19 protein-coding genes are annotated in these 23,863 nt (G+C 39.0%); 5 read left to right on the top strand and 14 right to left on the bottom strand.

Annotation, left to right across the window (positions count from 1 at the left end):
- Nucleotides 1-197: 197 nt before the first annotated feature.
- Nucleotides 198-1,508 (top strand): DUF1015 domain-containing protein, encoded by a 1,311-nt coding sequence (locus AB1498_02060; protein MEW6087072.1) that lies wholly within the window; start codon nt 198-200, stop codon nt 1,506-1,508.
- Here AB1498_02060 and AB1498_02055 read toward each other — a convergent pair.
- Complete coding sequence (locus AB1498_02055) at nt 1,505-2,650, bottom strand: HD-GYP domain-containing protein (protein MEW6087071.1); 1,146 nt, start codon at nt 2,648-2,650, stop codon at nt 1,505-1,507. The genes AB1498_02060 and AB1498_02055 overlap by 4 nt on opposite strands.
- Nucleotides 2,651-2,742: 92 nt before the next feature.
- Here AB1498_02055 and AB1498_02050 point away from each other — a divergent pair, with 92 nt between their 5' ends.
- Nucleotides 2,743-5,154 (top strand): sulfatase, encoded by a 2,412-nt coding sequence (locus AB1498_02050; protein MEW6087070.1) that lies wholly within the window; start codon nt 2,743-2,745, stop codon nt 5,152-5,154.
- A gap of 170 nt (nt 5,155-5,324) precedes the next feature.
- On the opposite strand, the gene AB1498_02045 is transcribed toward AB1498_02050, so the two are convergent.
- The 4 genes from AB1498_02045 to AB1498_02030 form a co-directional block, all read right to left on the bottom strand.
- A complete protein-coding gene (locus AB1498_02045) occupies nt 5,325-5,699 on the bottom strand; it encodes an ankyrin repeat domain-containing protein (protein ID MEW6087069.1) in 375 nt (124 codons plus the stop codon).
- 323 nt (nt 5,700-6,022) lie between these two features.
- The gene (locus AB1498_02040; GenBank protein MEW6087068.1) at nt 6,023-6,244 is read right to left on the bottom strand and encodes a type II toxin-antitoxin system HicA family toxin; all 222 of its coding nucleotides are present in this window, start codon (nt 6,242-6,244) and stop codon (nt 6,023-6,025) included.
- Entirely contained in the window at nt 6,237-6,458 is a 222-nt protein-coding gene (locus AB1498_02035; protein ID MEW6087067.1) for a type II toxin-antitoxin system HicB family antitoxin, read from the bottom strand. The genes AB1498_02040 and AB1498_02035 overlap by 8 nt, the downstream gene beginning before the upstream one ends.
- A gap of 205 nt (nt 6,459-6,663) precedes the next feature.
- Nucleotides 6,664-8,838 (bottom strand): IPT/TIG domain-containing protein, encoded by a 2,175-nt coding sequence (locus AB1498_02030; GenBank protein ID MEW6087066.1) that lies wholly within the window; start codon nt 8,836-8,838, stop codon nt 6,664-6,666.
- A 455-nt stretch (nt 8,839-9,293) separates the two neighbouring features.
- Here AB1498_02030 and AB1498_02025 point away from each other — a divergent pair, with 455 nt between their 5' ends.
- Nucleotides 9,294-11,360, top strand: coding sequence for a sulfatase-like hydrolase/transferase (locus AB1498_02025; GenBank protein MEW6087065.1), 2,067 nt, complete (start codon nt 9,294-9,296; stop codon nt 11,358-11,360).
- Nucleotides 11,361-11,380: 20 nt separating this feature from the next.
- On the opposite strand, the gene AB1498_02020 is transcribed toward AB1498_02025, so the two are convergent.
- The 4 genes from AB1498_02020 to ychF are packed head-to-tail and all read right to left on the bottom strand — an operon-like array spanning nt 11,381 to nt 17,489.
- The gene (locus tag AB1498_02020; GenBank protein ID MEW6087064.1) at nt 11,381-12,571 is read right to left on the bottom strand and encodes a hypothetical protein; all 1,191 of its coding nucleotides are present in this window, start codon (nt 12,569-12,571) and stop codon (nt 11,381-11,383) included.
- Nucleotides 12,572-12,598: 27 nt separating this feature from the next.
- On the bottom strand, nt 12,599-15,190 hold the full coding sequence (gene clpB, locus AB1498_02015) for an ATP-dependent chaperone ClpB (GenBank protein MEW6087063.1): 2,592 nt from the start codon (nt 15,188-15,190) through the stop codon (nt 12,599-12,601).
- On the bottom strand, nt 15,187-16,410 hold the full coding sequence (glgC, locus tag AB1498_02010; protein ID MEW6087062.1) for a glucose-1-phosphate adenylyltransferase: 1,224 nt from the start codon (nt 16,408-16,410) through the stop codon (nt 15,187-15,189). Before glgC ends, clpB begins: the two co-directional genes overlap by 4 nt.
- Nucleotides 16,411-16,415: 5 nt before the next feature.
- Entirely contained in the window at nt 16,416-17,489 is a 1,074-nt protein-coding gene (ychF, locus tag AB1498_02005) for a redox-regulated ATPase YchF (protein MEW6087061.1), read from the bottom strand.
- 194 nt (nt 17,490-17,683) lie between these two features.
- On the opposite strand from ychF, the gene panD reads away from it, so the two are divergent.
- Both panD and gcvH read left to right on the top strand, forming a co-directional pair.
- Nucleotides 17,684-18,061: an aspartate 1-decarboxylase gene (gene panD / locus AB1498_02000; GenBank protein ID MEW6087060.1), complete on the top strand. Its 378-nt coding sequence runs from the start codon at nt 17,684-17,686 to the stop codon at nt 18,059-18,061.
- The gene (gene gcvH / locus AB1498_01995; GenBank protein MEW6087059.1) at nt 18,058-18,447 is read left to right on the top strand and encodes a glycine cleavage system protein GcvH; all 390 of its coding nucleotides are present in this window, start codon (nt 18,058-18,060) and stop codon (nt 18,445-18,447) included. The genes panD and gcvH overlap by 4 nt, the downstream gene beginning before the upstream one ends.
- Nucleotides 18,448-18,872: 425 nt before the next feature.
- Here the strand turns inward: gcvH and gatB are convergent, their stop codons facing one another.
- The 5 genes from gatB to AB1498_01970 all read right to left on the bottom strand — a co-directional run bounded on the left by gatB (nt 18,873) and on the right by AB1498_01970 (nt 23,700).
- Nucleotides 18,873-20,327, bottom strand: coding sequence for an Asp-tRNA(Asn)/Glu-tRNA(Gln) amidotransferase subunit GatB (gene gatB, locus AB1498_01990; protein ID MEW6087058.1), 1,455 nt, complete (start codon nt 20,325-20,327; stop codon nt 18,873-18,875).
- Nucleotides 20,328-20,431: 104 nt separating this feature from the next.
- Nucleotides 20,432-21,493: an RNA ligase (ATP) gene (locus AB1498_01985; GenBank protein MEW6087057.1), complete on the bottom strand. Its 1,062-nt coding sequence runs from the start codon at nt 21,491-21,493 to the stop codon at nt 20,432-20,434.
- Between the two features lie 94 nt (nt 21,494-21,587).
- Entirely contained in the window at nt 21,588-21,998 is a 411-nt protein-coding gene (locus AB1498_01980) for a PIN domain-containing protein (GenBank protein ID MEW6087056.1), read from the bottom strand.
- On the bottom strand, nt 21,998-22,234 hold the full coding sequence (locus AB1498_01975; protein ID MEW6087055.1) for a CopG family transcriptional regulator: 237 nt from the start codon (nt 22,232-22,234) through the stop codon (nt 21,998-22,000). The genes AB1498_01980 and AB1498_01975 overlap by 1 nt, the downstream gene beginning before the upstream one ends.
- A 74-nt stretch (nt 22,235-22,308) precedes the next feature.
- Nucleotides 22,309-23,700: a DEAD/DEAH box helicase family protein gene (locus AB1498_01970; protein MEW6087054.1), complete on the bottom strand. Its 1,392-nt coding sequence runs from the start codon at nt 23,698-23,700 to the stop codon at nt 22,309-22,311.
- Between the last annotated feature and the right edge of the window lie 163 nt (nt 23,701-23,863).

The following is a 23,863-nucleotide window of genomic DNA, read 5'->3' as shown; positions in this document are numbered from 1 at the left end:
AAAAAAGTATCCCCATTTTTTTGAAAAATATAAAAAATTATGCTTTTACACTTCCTTTTTTTATTTATTCCTTATTTCACAACTACTTACTGTTTTCTATGTCTATTTTTTGGGGATAGTCCTTAAATGATTTTAACAATTTACAAATATTTTTTATCGTGATAGAATATAAATTTATATTAGATTCAGAGAAAATTATGGCAAAAATCATCCCGTTTAGAGGAATTCTATATAATCAAAAAAATGTCGGATATTTACACAAGGTTGCCACACCGCCTTACGACGTTATAACCCCAAAAAAACAGGATGAATATTACAAGAAATCTCCTTATAACATCGTTCGTCTTGACCTGGGAAAAGAGATTGCAGGCGATAATCTTAAGATAAATAAATATATCCGGGCCAATAATTTTATCAACGAATGGCTGGAAAAAGATATTCTTTACCGCGATGAAATTCCCTCTTTTTATTTCCACACGCAAACCTATTGCCTGAAAAACAATTTAAGAAAAGTCCGTTCAGGTTTTATTGCGTTGGTAAAAATAGAGGATTTCGAAAGCGGTGTGGTACTGCCGCACGAAAAAACCTTTAAAAAGGTGACTTCCGACCGGTTAGAGCTTTTAAGGCATTGCAAAACCAATTTAAGCCAGGTCTTCGGTCTTTACCCGGACAAGACAAATAAAATCAATAAGCTTTTTAATACCGGGCTCGGCAAACCGGAAATTGAATTAAAGGATGAAGAAGGTTCAATACACAGGCTCTGGAAAATTACAGACACGCGTAAGATAAGAAAAATCCAGAAGGACATAGAAAAAAAACCGCTTTTTATCGCTGACGGGCACCACAGGTACGAAACAGCGCTAAATTACCGGAACGAAAGAAGGCAGAGGGATAAAAAATTCACAGGCGAGGAGCCTTATAATTATGTTATGATGTATCTCTCCAATATGGACGATGTAGGATTAACTATTTTACCCACACACCGTTTGCTAAAAAACTTTTCGCCCATAATGACCAGTGAACTGGAAAAATATTTTTTCGTCAAAAAATATCCTTTCAGGGATGAAAAACAAAAAACGTCTCAATTAAAAATGTTAATTGCCAAAATGGAGAAAGGGAGGTTAAAAAAACACCTTTTTGGGTTATACCTCTCAGGAGAAAACTCGTTTTTGCTTCTCACGTTAAAAGACCATAATCATGTTTTGGAAAAACTGGAACACGGGAAACCGAGGGAATGGGCAGAACTTGATGTGGTTGTCCTGCACTATATTTTAATCCACACCATATTTAAGGTTAAGGAAGAAGATATTTCTTACCTTGCCGATACTGAAATAGCGTGCGATAAAGTTGACCAAAAAGAGTTTAAGGCAGTAATTCTTTTGAACCCCACCAAAATCTCCCAGGTTAAAAAAATTGCGTCCCTGGGCGAGAGGATGCCCCATAAATCCACGTATTTTTATCCGAAAATTCTTACAGGGCTTGTTATAAATTCACTAAAGGATTATTAAATAACTTTTTCTTCTTTTAGAAATTTAAAAAATGCCTCAACGCATTTCGGGTCAAACTGTGCCCCGTTTTCCCTTTTGATAATTTCCATGGCTTCTTCTTTACTCATCGCTTTACGGTAAGGACGGTCCGAAGTCATAGCATCATACGCGTCCACTAAAGTTATAACACGGGCTTCTACAGGTATTTGTTCCCCCCTGACCTCCCCTGTATATGAGCTGAACTTTCCATCCATTCTTCCGTCGTATCTTTCATGATGATACCTTATAATCATGCGTATGTCCTTTAATTTTCCTATGCTTTTTATCGCCTCGCCGCCAATCAAGGCGTGTTTTTTTATTTGTTCATATTCCATATCATCGAGCGGCCCGTTTTTATTAAGAATGGCCCCCTTGATTCCTATCTTGCCAATATCATGGAGGATAGCCGCAATTTTAATATTTTCCATTTGTGAAGGCAGTAAATTTAAATATTTAGCCGTTCCAAGCGCGTATCTCTGCACCGTATGGCAATGCTGCCCGCCGGTATACGGGTCTTTCATTTCGATAAGCTTGCTCAGGGCCTCGGTGGTATTGATATAGTCCTCATACTGCTGTGCGGACATATATTCAAGGACAACCATCATATTGTTAAAATCCTCCCCTATATCGGCAAGTTCGTTCGGGATGCTTGTTTTATATACTTTACATAACCTGCAGTCTTTTATCTTTCCTGCCATTTCTCCCGAAACCCCTTTCGCACAATATGTGCCTGCGATCTGCCAGCATCTCAAATTATCTGCTTTATAAGCCGGGCATTCCTTCTTGACGCATTTTTTTATCTCCCAGCAGGGGCTTAAATATGGATTATTATATCTTATTCCTAATTGTTTTTTCTGGACAACATTGAGCATTAATTCGGAAATTTTTTCTGTGGCATTCGAGAGCTCTTCTCCTTTTTCATAACGGTCCTGCAAAAGATATCCAATAAAAGGCAGGCATATAAGAGGGCCTATGTAAGCGATCAGCGTCCCGATGGTAACATATCTATACCGGCCGTATATTAACTCATTATAGATAAGAAAACATATCGGCCATAAAGTCAATAAACTAAAAATCAGCAGTGACCTTTTTAAAAATATTTTTTTTATATCATTTAAATTCATATATGTTTTATTTATCGGATGTTTAATAAATTTTTTTATTTATTTGATTTTTCGCCATTTTAATGATAAAACATATAACTATGAAATTTTTCATGAAGTTTATAAAAATTGTAGGGATCGCGTTTTTTTTCCTGATTTTGATTTCCCTTGCCGTTTTTTTTACATTTATACTTCCCGACGACAAAAGGGTTAAATCCCCTGGATTTGATTTACAGGAAATCAGGCAAAAGAGAGCAACCGTGCATGACCTTATAAAGCTGAGCCCAAAGGCGGAAATTTCCCATAAAAACTTTGATGAACAATACCAGATGCTTTTAAAAACTTATCCTTATCTCAACGATAACAGGGATTATCACTTAACCCCTGAAAATATGCATGTTTCCCTCGGGTGGTATCCTTTAAGGATAATTCATCAAAATTCTTTATTCGCGCCGCCGTCAACGGCTATAACTTACGAATTGACCCTTCCCAAAAATAAACCGCGGCTGGAATTTTCCTGCGGGGTAATAAATGAGCCGTGTGAATTTATTGTAAAAATAATTGATTCCCAAAATAAAACACATGACATTTTCCGGGAAAAAATCAATCCTTTTAAAATTTTTCCATACCGGCACAGGGATAAATTTAATAAAAATTTTCACCAGTATTTAAACGTCCAGATGGAGGACCGTGACAGCAAATGGCATGAGTACAAGGCAAGTTTAACAGGGTTTTCCGGCAAGGATATAAAACTCATATTGGAAACAAACGGAAGCGGCGGGCCCGCTTTCTGGGCAAACCCTGTAATTACCGAAGTCGATGAAAATCCGGCACAAAAAACAAACCTGATTTTTATCATTGTTGATTCTCTCCGCAAAGACGCGGTTGGAGTAAAAAACCTGACGCCGAACCTTGATAAGTTAGCCAGTGAGGGGGCCAGTTTTGAAAAGGCCATAGCCAACGGCAATATGACCAAGCAATCTGTCACGTCTTTTTTAACATCAAAACTTCCTTTTGAACTTGGCGAGATATCCCTGGAATATGTATCAAGCAAAGAAAGCAGAAATAATTTCTATAAATCAAACATACCCACCCTCGCGACAATTTTAAATAAACATGGTTATTACACAGGTTCAATAGGGACTATTTCATTAATTACCGACGGCGCGGGATTCGGGGTGGATTCTGGTTTTAACGATGCGAGAATTATCGAACGTTACGGGTACAGCAATGTCCACATCACAAACGAGGCCATAAACTGGCTGAATCAATACGGAGATAAACCTTTTGGCCTGCTTCTTTATTATGACGCGCCTCACGGCCCGTATAAACCTCCGTTGAAATATTTTTTTAGGACAAGAAAAACACTGGATGAGTTCACAAGCGAAAAATGGTACCGCACACTCTATGAAGCCGACGTTAATTACACAGACGAGTATATCGGAAAACTGCTCAACGCGGTGGATAAAATGGAACTGAGCGAGAACACGCTTGTGGTTGTTTTGAGCGACCACGGCGAGAACCTCGAAGTCCATACCCTGCCGGGCGGGAAAAAGGCTGTTTTTCACGACCACGGAATTTCTCTCAGGGACGGCGATGTCAACGTACCGCTTTTGATGCGTCTTCCGGGGAAAATAAAAGCGGGACTGAAAATCACAAAAACCGTGCAGTTACTGGATTTAATGCCGGCGATTTTCGGCCTGATGGACATAAAAACTACGGAGAAATTTACAGGCAAAAGCATGATGGGTGTTCTGGATCACGGGTCATCCGCCACGGCGGACAAGCGGGGCAAGGGGCAAGAAGAAAATAATGTTATTTTCATGAGGGGAAGATTTAACAAAGGTGTCAGGGTAAGCGATAAATACAAGTATATTCGAAACTTCGGGGTTTACGACAAGCGGGGCAAAAAAATGCAGGTGTTTGTCCCGGAAGAACTGTATGACCTTGAAAATGACCCGGCGGAAACAGTAAATATAATTGAAAAGGAAGCGGCTCTGCGCCAGAAGATGCGTAATATACTTGATCAATACGAGCCCGACCCCGAAGTTAACATTGTTAAATTTTATAATCCGGAGCGAAAAGAGATTACGGGAACAATAGCCGTGAAGGGAAAGTTTGGTAATTATTCAATGGAAGGAGCAGGAAAGACAAAGATAAAGAGTAACATACTGGAGTTCGAAGTTACCTCTGAAAAAGCGGTTCTGAATTTCGCGACCCTGCCGCCGAACGCTTCCCTGTCCGTAAGCATAAAAAACAGCTTGAAAGAGGTTCCGCTGTCGAAAATCCTGGTGTCGGGTTACGCGCTTCCGCTTTTAAAAGACGGCCGGAAAGAAATAGGCGGGGAAGATTTTTACCTGATGAAAGGCGTGCCCCCCGATGTTGATTCCGGCGGAAAATTACAGATTTCCTGGGGGCGCGAGGCAAAATACAAACTTGAATGGGAAAAACAAAAGGGTGTCACCGGAACGTTCAAAGAAATGCTTTCCGAGTGGGGGTATCTGAGCGAGCCGGAAAAGAAATAACGCAAAACTCAACAGGGGCCTGGTTAGAAATTTTTATTCTCTTTTTAAATATTTTTCAATAAATGCCCTTGGCTTCATTCCATAGGCCCCCGATAAGAAAGTTTAAATAGTTAGGAGCCCTATGTTCTCCTACGAAATCCACCATTCCCGCCGATAACCTCCCCCAGTTCCTACTCACGGGCCCCGTACCGGCGCAGCAAATCCTTCATCTCCCCGGACTTCGCGAGCATCAATGCTGTAAACTCGGCAACGGAAGTCTCTTGTGGACGAATTTGCCCTGAGAATGTCTCGACGACGGCTTCGCGAGAGAGACGACGGTTTGGATCGGCACCTCCATGGAGCAACTCGGCGGCGGTTTCGCGGTAGTCTCTGAAGACGGCATAGTGCAGCGGCGTCGCTCCAAGATTGTCTGTAGCGTTCACCTCCAGACCGCACGCCAGCAGTAAACGAATGGTTTCCGGATTGGTGGAAGAACTCTGTCCGCAACCGCAAAGCATCATGGTCAATGTCATACAGATAAGGTAGCGTATTGTCGTTGTCGTCATTCAACCCTCCACTTTGTCTGTGAAGACGCATTGCTGACAGCTTCTATTGTTTTTGATTTATTTTCCTCTCTTTTCCCCAGTACTTCGGTTTTTCTGTTCAATTGCATTATCGCAATTATATAAATTCCCATTTTCAGTAATAATTTATTGCTTCGACAAGTAATCAGAGTAATCAGGGTCGAGTAGACCAACGGCACTTCCCCTAATGGTTTCAGTTTATATTAATACCTTATTGCTGTAAAGCAATTTCAGCACCAACGTCCCCTATATCTTCTTATATCTTACTCCGAAATTTCTAATTTTTTTTATATTAATTCTTTTCATTAAGATTCAAATTCTGTTTTAGGTATGCCAGATTGACGAATGATGGATTGAAGAGTACCGATGCGGATTTCCTTATGGTCTGGCACAGGAACAGTAATCGTACTTTGAGGTATCTTTTTCTGCATTACAATATGACTGCCTCTTGTACGTACTTTTTGAAAACCATGCTGTGCCAAAATAGCGCAAACTTCTCTACCCGAAAGTATGCGTAATTTAGGCAACTGCCACCTCAACTTGCGTTATATAAATTTCTTCATGAAGCCGTTTTTTTATTTCTTTAGGAGACGCTGTTTCAAAAAATAATTCTATGGCCTCTTGAAGATTATGGCGCGCAACCTCAATATTATCACCTTGGCTGGCAATATCTAATTCCGGGCATAGAGCAACATACATATTGCCTTCACGTTCTATAATAGCTGTAAGTTTTTGTTTCATTTTCAAACTCCTTTTGCCTGATTATAACAGAAAAACTTTAAATAATAAATCTTTGTTTCAAAAGCAATAAGTTTCATTAATATTCTCCATTAGTATAACTCTTTTTTCATCTCTTCCCTGATTTTTTATCTACTTCAGAAAATCTTAGAGTCATAAGTCTTCCTAGATACTCTACAAGATCCAGAAGTTCCCAATATTTCTTAACCTATTTTGATTCATTAATGGTAAATCCATTATGAACAACAGCTTCTTTACCTGTGGAATTAACAACTCTAAGATTGTACTTCCCCGGCATCATACTTTTTGGCACTTCAACCGTTAATTTATCGACTCCATCTAATTTTACCTGATCACAAATAATTCCTAAGCTTTTTTTATGAATTATCTGCAATCCAGCCTCCCAATCAGTTATATATACATAGTCTCCAGAAACATATAGACTTGCTACCCTGCCGGGAGTATCTATACTTCCAGCTATTCTTGGCTTAAAAGGATCAGTTACATCAATTGCTACTAATCCTCCGTCTGAAGCATAGATATAGTTTTCTGATTTAAAAATTTTCCCTAGACCGCTATTTGTATTTATGCTTCCTATTTTTTGAGGAACGGAGGGATTACTTACATCTATTACTTGCAAACCAGACTTTGTAGAAAGATATGCGTAATTACCAGAAATAAATATGCCTTCAGCCTCATTACCTGTTGAAATACTACCAATACTTTTAGGTGCTATTGGATCACTAATATCAATTATTTCCAATCCAGAACTCGGCCATTCAATCGAAATATAGGCATAATTCCCTGTTATATAAATATCGCTTGGGCTACCCTTAGTTTTAATATCACCCATTTTGACAGGTTTAGCTGGATTGCTTATACCAATTATCTGTAACCCTTGGTATTTATTTGCGGCGTAAATAACATATACATAATTTCCAGACACAACTGCATTTTTGGCCCAGTCAAGAGTTTCTATGCTACTTACTATATTTGGTTTCATTGGATCGTTTATATCAATAATTCGTAGTCCTGCTGTCCAGTCTGCAAGATAGGCATAATTGCCGTTCACAAATACTTCAATAGCACCACCTTGTGTAGCTACGTTACCTGCAATAAAGGGATGCCGACTATCTTCTACCTTTATTACTCCCAACCCTTTACCTTGAAATGCAACATAGGCATAATTTCCTGAAATAAAAACGCTACGTGCCATTCCCCCGTTAAAAATATCTGGGTAGGGATTTAAACTTGCGACAATTGTTGGGTTTTGAATGGCACGCAAATCTACTACTTGTAATCCTTCTGTCCAATTTGCAATATATGCATAGTTATCCACTACATAAACACCGAGTGCCCAAGTAGGTAGGCCAATGCTGCAAGTCAATATAGGCTTTGTAGGATCACTTAAATCTACTATTTGTAATCCCGCTCGCTCAGTGACAAGATAGAAATATTTTCCAGATAGATATGATCCCCAAACATCTCCAGGGACATTTATATCGCTTATTTTAATTGGCTTAGTTGGGTTACTTATATCTGCTACGAATAATCCACCTCTTCCTCCAATATAAGCATACTTTCCATCTATAAAGATATCACCACTGCTACCTTTTAGCGAACTTATTATTTTAGGATTATGTAAATCACTTATATCTACTATAATCAATTTAGCACTACCTAATGCAGCGCTATCTTCAGTTATATATGCATAACTACCTGATATATATACACTGTTTACCCAATGAGATGTTTTTACATTACTAATAATAGCAGGTTTGCTTAAATTGCTAATATCTATAATCTGCAATCCTTCTTGGTAATCTGCAACAAAAGCATAATTTCCAACAACTCGCACCTCATATGCATACCCTGGAGTATCTATTCCTCCTACGACAACTGGCTTAGTTGGATTACTTATATCAACTATTTGTAAACCTGAACCATAACTTGCAACATAAGCATAATTTCCCAATACAAAAACTCCGCGTGCGTTACCTAAAGTTTTTATTTCTCCAATTATATTAGGTTTATTAATGTCTTTTATGTCAATTATTTGTAATCCCGAATCATCATTTGCTATATAAGCATAATTATTTATTACATAAACCCCTTGAGCATCATCGTGAGTTCTTATATTACTTACTATATATGGACCACCAGCTCCAATATAAACCTTACATGTACTATCAAAATTTTTTCCTGTGATTGTTACGGAAACAGTTGTATCACTGGAGCCTGAAGAGGGTGAAATTGAATTAATCACGGGTATTTTTTCTTGAACAACCGCTATTTGTGCTTTTGCTGCAACATCATTAGCATAGGCTCCTGTGTTACAAGCATAAATTAAAAATATCAGGGATAAAACAAAAACCTTTTTCAATTTCTTCCTCCTTCAATATTCCATTTTGAACAATATATTATATAGTTTTATAGATAATATCAAAAATTTACAGCCAGGTCAAGAAATATAAAATTTTTTCTTGACTTAACTATTTATGTTTATTATACTTGCTCCGTCAGATAGTATGCCTTTTGCCATGTTATCCAGTTTTCTGGATAATATATCATGCTTAATATACCTGATAATATTTTACCTCCATATGGGGCCTTACTTAAAAAAAAGATAACGGATACCGTTACTTCCTGGATTTTTGCGGTAAATACGCCAAACCCAGTCATTCCAAATCAAATCAGGTGCGGTTATTTATTAAGAAGCTGAGACAAAAGAAGCAGACACCGGAATAACAAAGCCAAACGGCGTACGGGGTGTCGCTTTATTTTGAAACACTGCGAAAACCCATGTATCGGCATCAACCCGGCTAATCAGAGATAATTATGAGAGAAAGAATTTCTAAATTTATCGATAAATCAATACTTAGGAACGGACTGACCGGCAGCCTGACTTACGGTTTATTCTATCTTTTCTGCATTTTCGACCAGAAGTCTTTTTCATACATGGGCGTGAAAAGTGAGGCGGGTAAAGATGTAATCACGGATTATTTTTTGCCGGCGGTCATATTTTCGCAGGCGAAGGTTTTATTGAGTTACCTCCTTCTGGGATTTACCTTCGGCATACTTGTTCATTTTTTCTGGAAAACGGTTTTATCGGAAACCTATTTAAGATCAAGGCTGTTCAATAAACTTTTGATGGAAATAATTTCACTCTTTCTTCTGGAATTTTATTTTCTTACACAAAATATTCTCAAATATCCCGCGCTTTACAGCGAATTTTTTTATGAAAAAGGTGGCTTAAGGAAAACGTTTCAGGTCTTCATAACGGATAATTTTAATCCTTTTTTCTATAACATCATCGCCTTATCTGTTTTACTGGTTTTTGCGTTTTTTCTGTTCAAAAAAGCGAAGACGCAGACAAGGATTTCAGCCGGAATTTTCATTCTGGCACTGCTTGCGGTGTATGGCTTAACCGGGCTTAAAAATAATTATGCCGATAAACCGGTTTCCGGACCGAACATAATCATTGTCGGATCGGATTCCCTGCGCAGAGACCATATAATTGAAAAAATCGCGCCCAATATTTTTAAGCTTGGCAGGGAGGGAGTGACCTTCAGCAATTTTTTTGTGTCTCTTCCCCGAACTTTGCCCCAGTGGATAACGTATCTGACAAGCACGTATCCGGCGGAACACGGCGTGCGCAACATGTTCCCGGAAAAATCATTGCGCGAACACGAGGAAGGCTCGCTTAACGCGGTTTTGGAACAAAACGGCTATAGGACAGCGGTCGTGAGCGATTTCGCAGGCGATATTTTCACGCGTTTAAAAATAGGGTTTGACATCGTCAAAGCGCCTTATTTTAATTTTAACACCGTGATCGAACAGCGCGGGCTTGAAATCCATTATCTTCTTTTACCCTACCTGACTAATTCCTGCAGCAGGAAAATCTTCCCGGTCATTAAAGAGTTCGCGAATAACGCCGACCCTTTCCTGCTTGAGAAAGAGGCTGAGAAAACGATAAGAGAAATGAAAGGAAAGTTTTTCCTATGCGTGTTTTTTTCAACGACGCATTTTCCTTATGCTTCGGTTTATCCTTATTACAAATTTTATGCGGATAAAAAATATTCAGGCCCTTACAAATATTATAAACCGAATATCCCGGGCGAGCCTGTAACCCTGCCGGATGAAGATTTAAAACAGGTCCGCGCGTTGTACGCTCAAGCCGTGGCGTGCACGGACGACGCCTTCGGGAGGCTTCGCCTCTTTCTTCAAAAGAATAATCTTGATAAAAACACGATTATCGTTGTCCTCGCGGACCACGGGGAACAGCTCTACGAAAACGGATACGGCCAGGGTCACGGCGAACACTTGCGGGGCAGAGAGGTTTTAAACGTGCCTTTCATAATTTATGACCCGCGGGAAAAATTCAAGGCGCAAACCGTTGATGAAATTGTCCGCGATATCGACCTTTCGCCGACTCTGTTATCGATGCTCTCTTTACCCTGGACTGAAACAATGGAAGGAACTTCGCTTTTGCCTTTGATGCGCGGTGAAAAGACGGGGCCGCGCGACACCTTCGCCGAAACAGGCTTGTGGTTCACGGACAAGGGGGATAAGAAACAGCGTATCATGTATCCCGACATCGTGAGCCTCGGTTCGATCGACACGGAATATAACAATGAAGTCGTAATACGGCCGGAGTACCGGGACCTCACAAACATCGCCAAGCACAGAATGGTGCTCGACGGCCGGTATAAGCTTATTTATATTCCAACGAGAGACGGCGTTTTTTTCGAACTTTATGATACTGAAAAAGACCCGGATGAACTTAATAACCTGGCTGATCTCGAACCGGGCAAGCTGGCTGAATTGAAAACCAGGCTTTTCGCGTGGATGGAAAAAGATAAAAACGGATTATGGAAAAACGGTTACTATATACACTACCCATAAAGTAAAATATCCTGTTTTTCTTATAATATGCTTTTTAATTCATCGGTCAAGGCCAGGACACCCTTGATTTCATTCTCGTCCCCTTTTGTTTTGGCCTCTTGCTGTTCTGAATAAAGATCCTGGGCAAATGATGAGATTTTTTCTTTTAAATCATCCGCCGCGTCATCTTTAAAACTATCCCACATTTCCTTAAGTTTATTGACAAGATTTGTCTTTGTTTCTTCGTTGTCTTTAAATATTTCCTCAACTGCGGACTTTAACTCCATAAAATAGTCTTCCGGGGTTTTAATTTCCATTTCCCATGATGCCAGCTGTAAATTAATCGGATAGGTGGAATTTTCCGGGGTAAAAACAAAAGGCAAAATTATGTCATCCCTTTCATTAAAACTGTTCCGGTTTTCCGAAAAATACATGTCTATTGACTCTAAAATATTTTTGTCCTTTAAAACCATTTTCTCCTCGCCGTTCCACGTCCAGACAGGATTAAAACCATCGTCAACTTTAATATGGAATGAAGGCTGGACATCCGACGGTTCTTTGGAATAAAGTTTATAAATCAACGAATTTTTACTGCTGGTAAGGCCTTTTTTTAGAAATTCAGGGAATGGGTCCCGCTCTTTAAAACCATCGGGATATTCAGTGTAAAACGCAATCAACCTTTCCTCTGGACCGGTTTTTACATTTATCGGGGTTTCCGCCAGTTTAATCGCGATAAAAATATGCTCATTTTCCTGGACCTGCACGGTTGGATTTAACACAACAAAACATTCCTTCCTGGATTCATCATATTTGATAACACCCCTAGTTTTCTCATAGAGGTCATTATCGCACACCAAAAGTTCCTGGTTATCTTCAAGTGGAACTTCCATTTTAATTTCTATCCTGCTGAGTTCAAATCTATCATTTGCCACTATTTCCTGGACAACCCACGTTTTATCTTTAGCCACTTCCGATGATTCGCTATCTCCCCTGTTGTTGTTGCTGACAGCTAAAATATACTGGCCTGACAAATCCTGGCCTATATTATCCAGCTCAAATTTGACTTCTTTAACTTTAAAATTTTTTTTGTATGGCAATTTTATGTTTACTGTTAACGGCTGGGCCGGTTCAATTTTTATTTTTTCCGCCTCTTTAGATTTTATAATTTCTTTTGCAAAATATCGCGGAGATAAAATAAACATTATTACAAAACAAGCCGCCAATTTTTTCATCTTTATTTCCCCTTTCTTTAAAAAAAATCATTTAACAAAAAATTCTATCTGGTTATTTTTTTCTATTTTTGTCTGGATTATATCCCCGTTTTTGAAATCACCGGCCAAAAGTTTTAAAGCCAGCGGGTTCTCAATTTTTTTCTGCAAGACCCTTTTCAGCGGCCTTGCCCCATAAACAGGATCAAACCCTTCATCAGCTAAAACATCCCTGACCTGTTCGGAAAGCGACAATTTAATATTTTTTTGTGCAAGCCGTTCGGAAAACTTTTTCAGCTGAATATTAATTATTTCTTTAATCTCTTTACGTTCCAGGTTATGGAAAATAATGGTCTCATCAATACGGTTTAAAAACTCCGGCCTGAAAGAAGTTTTCAATATTTCACTCACGCGCCTGCGCATTTCATTTTCATCCTTGCCGCCAAGTTCCTGGATTAACTGGCTGCCGAGGTTTGATGTCATAATAATAACCGTATTTTTAAAATCAACCGTCCGTCCATGCCCGTCGGTAAGCCTTCCTTCGTCCAGTATCTGCAACAAGACATTAAAAACATCCGGGTGTGCCTTTTCAATCTCGTCAAAAAGAACAATGCTATACGGCCTGCGCCGGACCTTTTCAGTCAGCTGCCCTCCTTCTTCATAACCGATATAACCGGGCGGAGCGCCAATAAGCCTTGCGACTGTGTGTTTTTCCATATATTCGGACATGTCAATCCGGACAATAGCGCGCTCATCATCAAATAAAAAATCGGCCAGGGTCCGTGCCAGTTCAGTTTTTCCCACACCCGTGGGCCCGAGAAAAATAAAAGACCCCATCGGCCTGTTTGGATCTTGCAATTCAGCCCGGCTCCGGCGCACCGCGTTTGCCACGGCGGAAATTGCCTCATTCTGGCCGATTACACGTTCTTTTAATTTCTCCTCCATCGCAAGCAACTTTTCAACTTCGCCCTGCATCATTTTTGAAACAGGGATCCCCGTCCATTTTGAAACCACCTCCGAGATGTCTTCCTCGTCCACTTCTTCCTTTAACATTAAACCGTCTTTTTGTATTTCCTGCAGTTTTTTATTATCTTTATCAAGTTTTCTGTTCAGTTCCACCATTTTTCCATAGCGAAGTTCAGCGACTTTCTCAAGGTACCCTTTCCGCTCATAATTTTTTTCCTCGGTCCTCGCATTTTCTATTTCTTCTTTAATCTTCTGAATATCCTGGATTACCTCTTTTTCTTTCTGCCATTTGAGTTTCATGCCCTTGCTTTTTTCCTTAAGGTCGGCTAATTCCTTATCCAGTTTTTTTAAACGCTCTTTAGATTCTTTATCTTTCTCTTTACCAAGTGCCTGTTTTTCAATTTCAAGCTGCATTATCCGGCGTTCAACTTCATCCAATTCCGTCGGCAGGCTGTCTATCTCAATACGCAGCTTCGATGCCGCTTCATCAACCAGATCTATGGCTTTGTCCGGAAGAAACCTGTCTGAAATGTAACGGTTTGATAATGTGGCAGCGGCAATCAGCGCTGAATCTTTAATCCGGACACCATGATGCACTTCATATTTTTCCTTTAATCCGCGCAATATCGCGATAGTATCCTCTACATTCGGCTGTCCAATGTAGAGCTGCTGGAACCTTCTCTCAAGGGCCGCGTCTTTTTCAATATACTTACGGTACTCATTCAATGTCGTGGCTCCTATGCATCTTAATTCGCCCCTTGCCAATGCCGGCTTAAGCATATTCGAGGCATCAATCGCGCCTTCAGCCGCGCCTGCGCCGACAAGGGTGTGCAGTTCATCAATAAACAAAATTATTCCGCCCCCCGCCTTTTCAACTTCTTTCAAAAAGGCCTTTAACCTGTCCTCAAACTCTCCGCGGAACTTCGCGCCGGCAATTAAAGCGCCTAAATCCAGGGCAACCAGCCGTTTGTCTTTCAAAGCCCCGGGAACATCGCCGCTTACTATCCGCTGGGCAAGGCCTTCTACAACCGCGGTCTTCCCGACCCCCGGCTCACCTATTAAAACCGGATTGTTTTTAGTCCTTCTCGACAGAATCTGTATTGTTCTTCGTATCTCGTCATCCCTGCCGATAACAGGGTCAAGTTTGCCTTTTCTTGCTAAAGCAGTCAGGTCCCTGCTATATTTATCAACAGCCTGATATTTATCCTCCGGGTTCTGGTCCGTAACTCTTTGTGAACCGCGAATTTCCTGGAGGACGCGGTAAAGGTTATTTCTGTCTACTCCCGCCCCCTGCAGGATTTTACCCGCCTTACCGCCCTTCTCTTCGACGATAGCCAGTAAAAGATGTTCATTGCTTACATATTCATCTTTAAACTGCTCCATTTCCTTTAATGCGGTATTAAAGACATTATTAATCCTGTTTGAAAAATATGCCTGGGAAACATTTCCATAAACTTTAGGAATGCCTTCCAAATCTCTTTTTATCTTTAAAATCACTTCATCAGCGTTAACGTTTAATTTCTGGAAAATAGGGGTTATCACACCCTCTCTCTGCTCCAGAAGCGATAAAAGAAGATGCTCCACGTCAATCTGCTGGTGGTTATAGTCCAGTGCTGTCTTCTGCGCCCCCTGGACTGCCTCCTGGGCTTTAATTGTAAATTTATCGAAATTAATCATTTTATATCCGCTCTTTTTTCAACCACGACAATCCCGTTTTCACTTACCGTAAAACGTTTCCTGTCTTCTTCCAGATTGTAACCGATGACCGCTCCCTCAGGGATATTTACATCCTTATCGATAATCGCCCGTTTTATTTTTGAATGCCTCCCGACATTAACACCTTCCATAAGAATAGAATCATAAACCTGGGAAAAACTATTTATTCTGACATTTGGAGAAAGTATGGACCGCTGGACTTTACCGCCGCTTATAATACAACCTCCTGAAATTAAAGAATCAAGCACAAGACCGATACGTTCCGAAATTTCACCTCCGGCAAATACTGTCTTTGCCGGGGGAAACTGTTCCTGGTGGGTCCTTATCGGCCAGTTTTTGTCATAAAGATTGAATACCGGGTCAATCTGGACTAAATCCATATTCGCGTCATAATACGCGTCAATCGTCCCGATATCCCGCCAGTATTTTGCCTCTTTTTTGTTTTCATCAATAAAATTATGCGCCGCGATTTTATATCCTTTGTTCAACATATGAGGAATTATATTTTTCCCAAAATCATGCAGGGATTTGGAGTCTTTTGTATCTTCCTGCAATTCTTTTTCAAGAACAGGGTATTTAAAAACATATATACCCATGGACGCGTATATCTTATCCGGCTTTGAAAGTATAGCCTTTGGCTCGGAGGGCTTCTCCTGGAACCCAATCACGCTGCCTTTATTATCAACCTCCACTACTCCAAAGTGACTTGCTTTTTCTTTATCAACCTCCACAACGCCAACTGTCAAATCCGCGCTTTTCGCCCTGTGGAAATCTATCATAGAATAATAATTCATCTTATAGATATGATCGCCGGCCAATATTAATACATCATCAGGTTTATCGACATCAAGAAGATAAAGGTTCTGATAAATGGCATCCGCGGTCCCAAGATACCAGGATTCACCTACTCTCTGCTGCGCCGGTAAAATTTCTATGTGTTCTCCTAATTCGGAAGAAAATATATTCCAGCCAAGCCGTATATGCTTGTTTAAAGACGCGGATTTATACTGGGTTAAAATATAAATCTTCCGCAGGTTTGAATTAATACAGTTGCTTAAAGTAAAATCTATAATCCTGTAAATTCCACCGAACGGGACCGCCGGCTTGGTCCTGTCCTTTGTCAGAGGATACAGCCTCTCGCCTTTCCCGCCTGCCATGATAAATGTTATGACTTTTTTCATTTTATTTACACATTAAACCTGAAAAGCAATATATCCCCGTCTTCAACAATATAATCTTTTCCCTTTAAAGTAAACAGGCCTTTTTCCTTGGCCTTGACAGGGCTTCCGCCGACAGACATCAAATCATTGTATTTAATCAGTTCCGCGCGGATAAAACCTCTTTCAATATCAGAATGGATTTCTCCCGAGGCCTGCTGGGCATTAAATCCGCGCCTGATTGACCATGCGCGCGATTCCTGCTCGCCGGCTGTAAAAAACTCTATCAGATCCAGCAGCCTGAATGAAGACTGGGTGATTTCCTCCATTGCCGATTTTTTAATTCCAAGGGCCTCCATATATTCAGCGCGTTCATTTTGCGGGAGCTGATTAATTTCCTGTTCTACTTTAACGCTAACCTGCAGGCAAACCGTGTTTCTACGCTCGTATTTTTTTTTGATTTCCGAAAGCAGGGAAAAATCGTTAAGCTTATCCTCATCAACATTAATAATAACCAATAAACCCTTTTGTGTCAAAAACTGGAAGCCCTTGATTAACTTTTCTTCCTCCGCACCAAATTCCACTTCACGCAGGAAAGTTCCTCCCTCAAGAAAAGCTTTGCATTTCTTCAGTATTTCATACTCTTTTTCTTTTACCGCGTCTTTCTGTTTTTTTAACTCCTTTTCCAATCTCTCAAAACGCCTTTCGATTTTGAATAAATCCGAAAAAACCAACTCATCATTAACTTTTTCTATATCCCGGCACGCGTCAACCGACCCAGCCGCGTGAAAAACCGACTCATCTTTAAACGCCCTCACTAAATGCACAATCGCGTTCATATCCGCCAAACCGGACAAGAGCTGACGCGTTTTTTCCGCATCATCCTGGATATCCGGGAAAAGAAAATATTCAATCGTTACCGGTGTAATTTTCCTGCTCTGATAAATCCTGGCCAATTCAGCCAGTCTCTCTTCGCGGACCTCGGCAATTCCAAGCGTTACTTCTTCAAAATGTCCTTTTGTCTTCTCAACCTTTCCCTGTGTAAGCAAATTAAATAAAGTTTCTTTCCCAACCTGCGGGAGCCCGATAATTCCTAATTTCACAATTTTCTCCCTTTTATTCGTAACCCGTTAATAGCAAATAAAATTTCTTGCTTCTGACGTTTTACATTTTACGTTTCACGTTTATTAAAAATATACAATATTAGCCTTATTATGTCAAGAATTTTACATTCTAAATTTTTTTCTTGACATAGATAAAAAAACTCGTTACACTTTATTTTCAAAAAATATTTTATATGTTATATAAAGTCTGTAAATCAAAAATACATAGGGCAACCGTGACGGATGCCAACTTGCATTACGAAGGAAGCATCACGATAGATTCTGCGCTAATGGAGAAAGCCCGGATTCTTCCTTACGAAATAGTCCAGATTGTCGACCTCAATAATGGTAACCGCCTGGAAACTTATGTTATGCCGGGGAAAAGGGGTAGCGGCGTAATCTGCATTAATGGCGCCGCGGCAAGGTTAGTTTTACCGGAAGATATTGTTATTATCATCTCTTACGGTTATTATAATAAAGAAGAATTAAAAAACTTCAAACCTGTTACCGTTTATGTAGATGGACAAAATAAAAGAAATAAAAATTTTATCAGGAGGGGAAAAACATTATGAATCATCCAGACGAACTCAAGTATACAAAAGAACATACATGGGTAAAGGTTGAAGGAAATTTGGCAACTATTGGTATCACAGATTACGCCCAGAGCGAACTAGGCGAGATAGTTTTTGTAGAATTGCCTGAGATTGAATCGGAGGTAGAGCATTTAACCGAATTTGGAGTTGTAGAATCAGTAAAAACTGTCTCAGACTTATATTCTCCGGTAAGCGGCGTAATTATAGAAACAAATGAAGAGCTTCTTGACAGCCCTGAAATTGTAAATGATTCCCCTTACGATGACGGGTGGATGATAAAAGTTGAGATGAACGACCCAAAAGAACTCGCCTCTTTAATGAGTGCTGAAGAATATCAGGACTTTGTTGAAACACTTCAGCACTAAAATACCATTGTCTCACCCCGGTCCATATAAAAATATATGGACTTGGGTGTGGATAACCTGTTACAAACCTCCTTTATTATTAAAAAAACCCTTATTTACACTACATCCATACGATATTTCTTAATCTAATTGATTTTTTTATTAAAAGACTATTAATCTTAAAAAAATTTTTTGTTATTTTATAAATAGATATGTGTAACTTATTGATATTGTTAGCTTTTTCTTGAAAATTTTAGTTTTACAGAAAAATCGTTTAAACAACGATAGTTAGTGATTTTTTTTTGTTCAAAGATATAAAATTTTAAGTTTATATCTAAAACAGTATGATTTTTTCCTTAAAATAGCAGATGTGCTTAATCTGTGGATAAAATGAGGAAGATAACAAAGAAATATGCCTGTTTTAAAAGAATTTTTAAGAGCCTGCTCTAAGTAACTTTTAGTTTTTCTTTTAATAATTCATTGACTAATTTGGGATTTGCCTTACCTTTGGAAATTTTCATCACCTCGCCGACTAAAAATCCAAAAGCTTTTTCTTTGCCGTTTTTGTAAGATGTAACTACTTCTGCCTGCTGTTTCAAGACAGAATCAATAAGCAAGCTTATCTCATCCGTGTTAACAATTTGTGTCAATCCTTTTTTCTTTACAATTGACTCCGCCGGTTCACCGGTATTAAACATTTCATCAAACACCGTTTTCGCGATTTTCCCGCTTATCGCGCCTTTATCCAAAAGTCCTATCATTTCTCTGAAATTTGACGGTGTAACAGGGCATTTTTTTATTGAAATGTTTTTTTCTTTTAATTTAGCCAGTAACTCATTCAAAATCCAATTACTTACAATTTTAGGCTGGCCGTCCGCCGTCGGGTAGGGGACGCAAATTTTTACGCATTCTTCAAAATAATCAGCAAGTTCTTTTTCATTTATTAAAGTCTGGGCGTCTTTCCCTGGAAGGTTATACTGGGAAACAAACCGTTTCTCCCTAGCGAGCGGCAATTCGGGCAAACTTTCCAATATTTCTTTAATCCATTCCTTCCCGGGTGAAAAAGGGACGAGGTCCGGTTCCGGGAAATAACGGTAATCATGGGATTCTTCCTTGCTCCGCATGGAAACCGTCACGCACTTATCCACATTCCATAATCTTGTTTCCTGGAATATCTTTCCATTTTCAGATAAAATCTTCTTCTGCCTCTCTACTTCATATTCCAGGGCTTGCTCGACATTCCTGAATGAATTCATATTTTTCAATTCCACTTTTGTCCCAAAAGCTCCGCTTCCTTTTAACCGTATAGAAACGTTCGCATCGCACCTGAAACTCCCCTCTTCCATGTTCCCGTCACAAACTTCTATGTAACGCAGTGTGTTGCGCAAAAGTTCAAGATATTCTTTAGCCTCTTCCGGATTTCTAATATCAGGTTCGCTGACAATTTCCAAAAGCGGTGTTCCCGCTCTATTTAAATCAACCAGGCTGTATTCCGCGTGCTCCAATGCATCGGGATGTATTAATTTCCCCGCGTCTTCTTCCATATGCACGCGTGTAATCCCGATCTTTTTGCCTGAGTAAAGCTCAAGAAACCCTGCTTTTGCCAGGGGAAAATCGAACTGTGAGATCTGGTATCCTTTAGGCAAATCAGGATAAAAATAATTTTTCCTGTCGAAATGCATGGTTTGCAAAACATTACAGTTCAGGGACAGGGCTGTTTTAATTGCCAGTTCCATCACCTTTATATTCAAAACAGGCAATACTCCCGGCATTCCAAGGCATATCGGACATACCTGCGTGTTTTCCTTCTGCCCGAATTTTGTGGAACAGGAACAAAATATTTTCGTGTTTGTCAAAAGCTGCGCGTGAACTTCCAATCCGATAACTGTTTCGTATTCCATAAATTTTCCTTCATTGTTATTAACCTATAATTCCTTATTTATTTTCTCCAAAACACTTTCATTATACTTTAAAACTTTTTATAACTCAGTAAAATTTTCATAATTTATTCATAATTTATTAAATAGCTATTGCTTATGGCCTTAAAAGACAACCTGCTGATGGCACCGTTTATATAATCCCTCTGTTCGGACAAAGGCCTGAATATGAGGCCCTCGCGCGGGTTACTGCTTATAGCGCTATTGCCTTCAGCCATTGCAAGCAAAGAATCAACCGTGTGCATTAATACAAAATTGTCGTTTATTATCGGCACTGTCTTCAGCCCCATTGCCGCTACAAAACAGATAAAATCTTTATAGTCTAAATATTTATTATTTTTAATATCCCATACATTGTATATGAATAAATGCTGTCCTTTTAGTTTAAGTGGATTCCCCTGGACACCCTCGCCTGCTATTTCACCCTGTATGGAAAACCCTTCAGCAAGCTTATTTCTGATGTCAAATTCCATTGCTAATTTCCAATAAATAACAGTGGTTTCCTTTAGTTCCCAGTTTCTCTGGCAGACCCCGAATTCATTATTGTGTTTGTAATAAGTTACCGACGTCCCATCAATCTTTTCGCTGACATAAAATAATTCGCCTTTGTGTTTTTCCAATAGATCGCCGCAATTTTGTATTCTTTCTTCATCTGTTTTTGGCACAAATGGCGGAAAACCCCCTTTAAATTCCCCGCTTAAAGATGCGGGCAAAGGTGGTTCATACTTATAAACCCCTAACAATTCCGAGACGTCTTTTCCCGCAAAAAAATTATAATCAGGATTTTCTCTCGTGTCTTTTGAATATTTTTTGCCCTCTAAAATTGATAAAGGCATTATAAGCCCCTGTGATAACTGGCCTCTTATTTTTTTAGTTTTTAAACGGATGCCGGTTCTCTCCACTGTATCGATTATCATCTTTTTAGGGGAACTTCCTTTTAAAAGAAATTCAAATTCCGGCGTAATCGGCAGGAAACTGTCTATTTCAAAATATACCACATTTTCATTAACCTTAAATTGGTTTTTTAATATAACAATCCACCAGTCTTTTATGCGGCATTTTTCTATCTGGTTGGCATTTTCTACCGGTTGCATTTCTTCTATTTTTTGTATAGTAGCTAATTTTCGCATAAATTATTTATTCCCATTAAAAGATAGCTCTCTTTATATCAGCAGTCATTAAATTTTCTCAATTATAAGATAATATTTTTAAAGAGTTCACTTTCTAAAATACAATATTAAAACTTTCTTTATTATTGTATTTATAAATGTGAAAATCGCTGTCAATTGTCGCTATCGATTTAATCTTGTTTTTTTCACAAACGTTTACAATCGTCGCATCAGTATAATCCATTGGCAAATCAGAATATTTTCCCATTAATTTTGCAATATGCAGCAAATCGCTGTCTAAAATATCATATATCTTAATTCCTCCTGATGACATATATTCAAGAAACGCTATTTGAGCGTTAATATCAAAATCAAGCAGAAACATTACTTCAGTAATAACTGAGGTAGTAGTAGATAATAATTTATTTTTGTTGTTTTTTATAAAATTATTTGCTTTTGGGAAATACCTGTCGGATTTATTAAATAAGGCGACAAATATACAGGTATCAATAATTATCTTTTCCATTATTTATTTCTAAATTTACTTTTCAGCAATTTTTCGGAATCGCGGGATAGATTTGGATTTTTACTGTCATATTTACCAAAATAAGCCTTTCCTGCTTCATATGGATCCGCTGACATATGTTTTGAGATATAAGCTGTTATGCTTCTTCTGATAAGGTCAGATTTTGTAATGCCTTCTTTTTTAGCTGTAGTTTCAATCGCGTTAATTAATGTATCATCAATTCTTAATGTTAACATTGTTTATCTCCTCGTATGTACAAATTGTAATACGTTATTTGAGCAATGTCAATAAAAAATTGCATACGATTTAATCAGCCAAATAAATCGTTTTTATAAGCCATCCTGCCGGATTTTGAACCGGCAAGAGTTTCAATTTTGTACCCCATCTTTTTATAAGCGGTGATACGTTTCTTAAGCATAGAAACAGTAAGACCCATAGACCCATCAAAGTAGTCATAAATTCTTACGTCATTCTTGCCTTTATATTCTCTATGGAGCCTACCCGCGTATTGTACGAGCTTCCCCTTAAAAGCTACGGGCATAGCTATCATCAGTGTGTCAAGAGGAGGTAAATCAAAACCTTCACCGATAAGGGAACCGGTTGCCAGAATATACGGCTTTTTTCCAGTACCAATATTATTGTTGATTTCTTCAAGGGCTTTGGTTCTTGCCTTTTTACCCATATCACCGATAAAAACAAATTCAAGAGTGTCGCTGCCAGTAGTGTTCTTAATGGCTTTTGACAAGGCAGCCAGATGATCTTTCCTTTCTGAAATGATGAGTGGGAATCTTCCATCATCCAATACTTTCTTAACATCTTCAGCAATAAGTTTCAACCGGGCTTCATCGTTTGTGAGCTTGCTCCAAACTTCATGTATAGGGTCTGGCCTGAGTTCAGATTGCGGCATTTTAAACTCTGTTTCTCTTACAATCACAAGTTTTTTAAACTGAACTTGATTAAAGTTTTTCATTTCATATCTTATTGGGCCGCATTGCATAAAAAGAATTGCCTGATGCCCGTCTTTCCTGTAGGGCGTGGCAGTAAGCTCCAGAATAAATTTTGCCGGAGACTTTTTTAAAGCCTTTTCAAATGAAAAAGCGGGAATGTGATGGCATTCATCAATTATAATTTGCCCATATCTTTGGAAAAATTCATCAGGATTTTCAATGTTGGAAAGGGATTGGAGCATGGCAATATCAATCTCACCGGTTAATTTCTTTTTACTGCCGCCATATGTTCCGATCTGCTTTTTTTCAACACTCAAAAGCTCTGAAAGCTGGCCTCGCCATTGATCCATCAAGGGGCTTCTGTGAACGAGTATCAATGTCGGTGTTTTACGTTTTGAAATTATGGCGCAGGCCATAACAGTCTTCCCTAAACCGGGCGGGGAAGAAAGAACACCGTTCTCATATTTAAGAATTTCATTAACCGCTGACTGCTGTTCATTATATAATTTGCCGTTGAAGTTTATTTTAAGTCGTTTTGGATTTAGTCTTTCATCTCTGATGATGACTTTTGCACCGACTTTATTGCAAATATAAAGGCAGGAATCAAGGGTGCCGCGAGGAAGAAATAATTCGTCGCCAACAATCTCTCCGCAGAAAATATATTTTGGCGTTTTCCATGTGGACAAGCGCAGTTTTTGGAGTTCAAAAAATTTTGGATTGGCAAAAGTTGCTGTCCTTTTAAATGCCCAGATCAATGCTGACGGCAATTTTCCGATGTTCAGAGATAATTAAGAACCGAGTTTAAACTCAATTTCTTCTTCAAAGCTTTCCGGGATTAGCTTCTCATTGGCTTTTTCTATTATTTTTTCAGCATCCTTTACATCACAGTTATCAAACGAACTTATATAGGGGCTATCT

The organism is bacterium (assembly GCA_040754625.1).
Lineage (GTDB): Bacteria > JACRDZ01 > JAQUKH01 > JAQUKH01 > JAQUKH01 > JAQUKH01.
The sequence above is the reverse complement of the archived record's forward strand: the minus strand, read 5'-3'. Positions and strand labels throughout refer to the sequence as shown.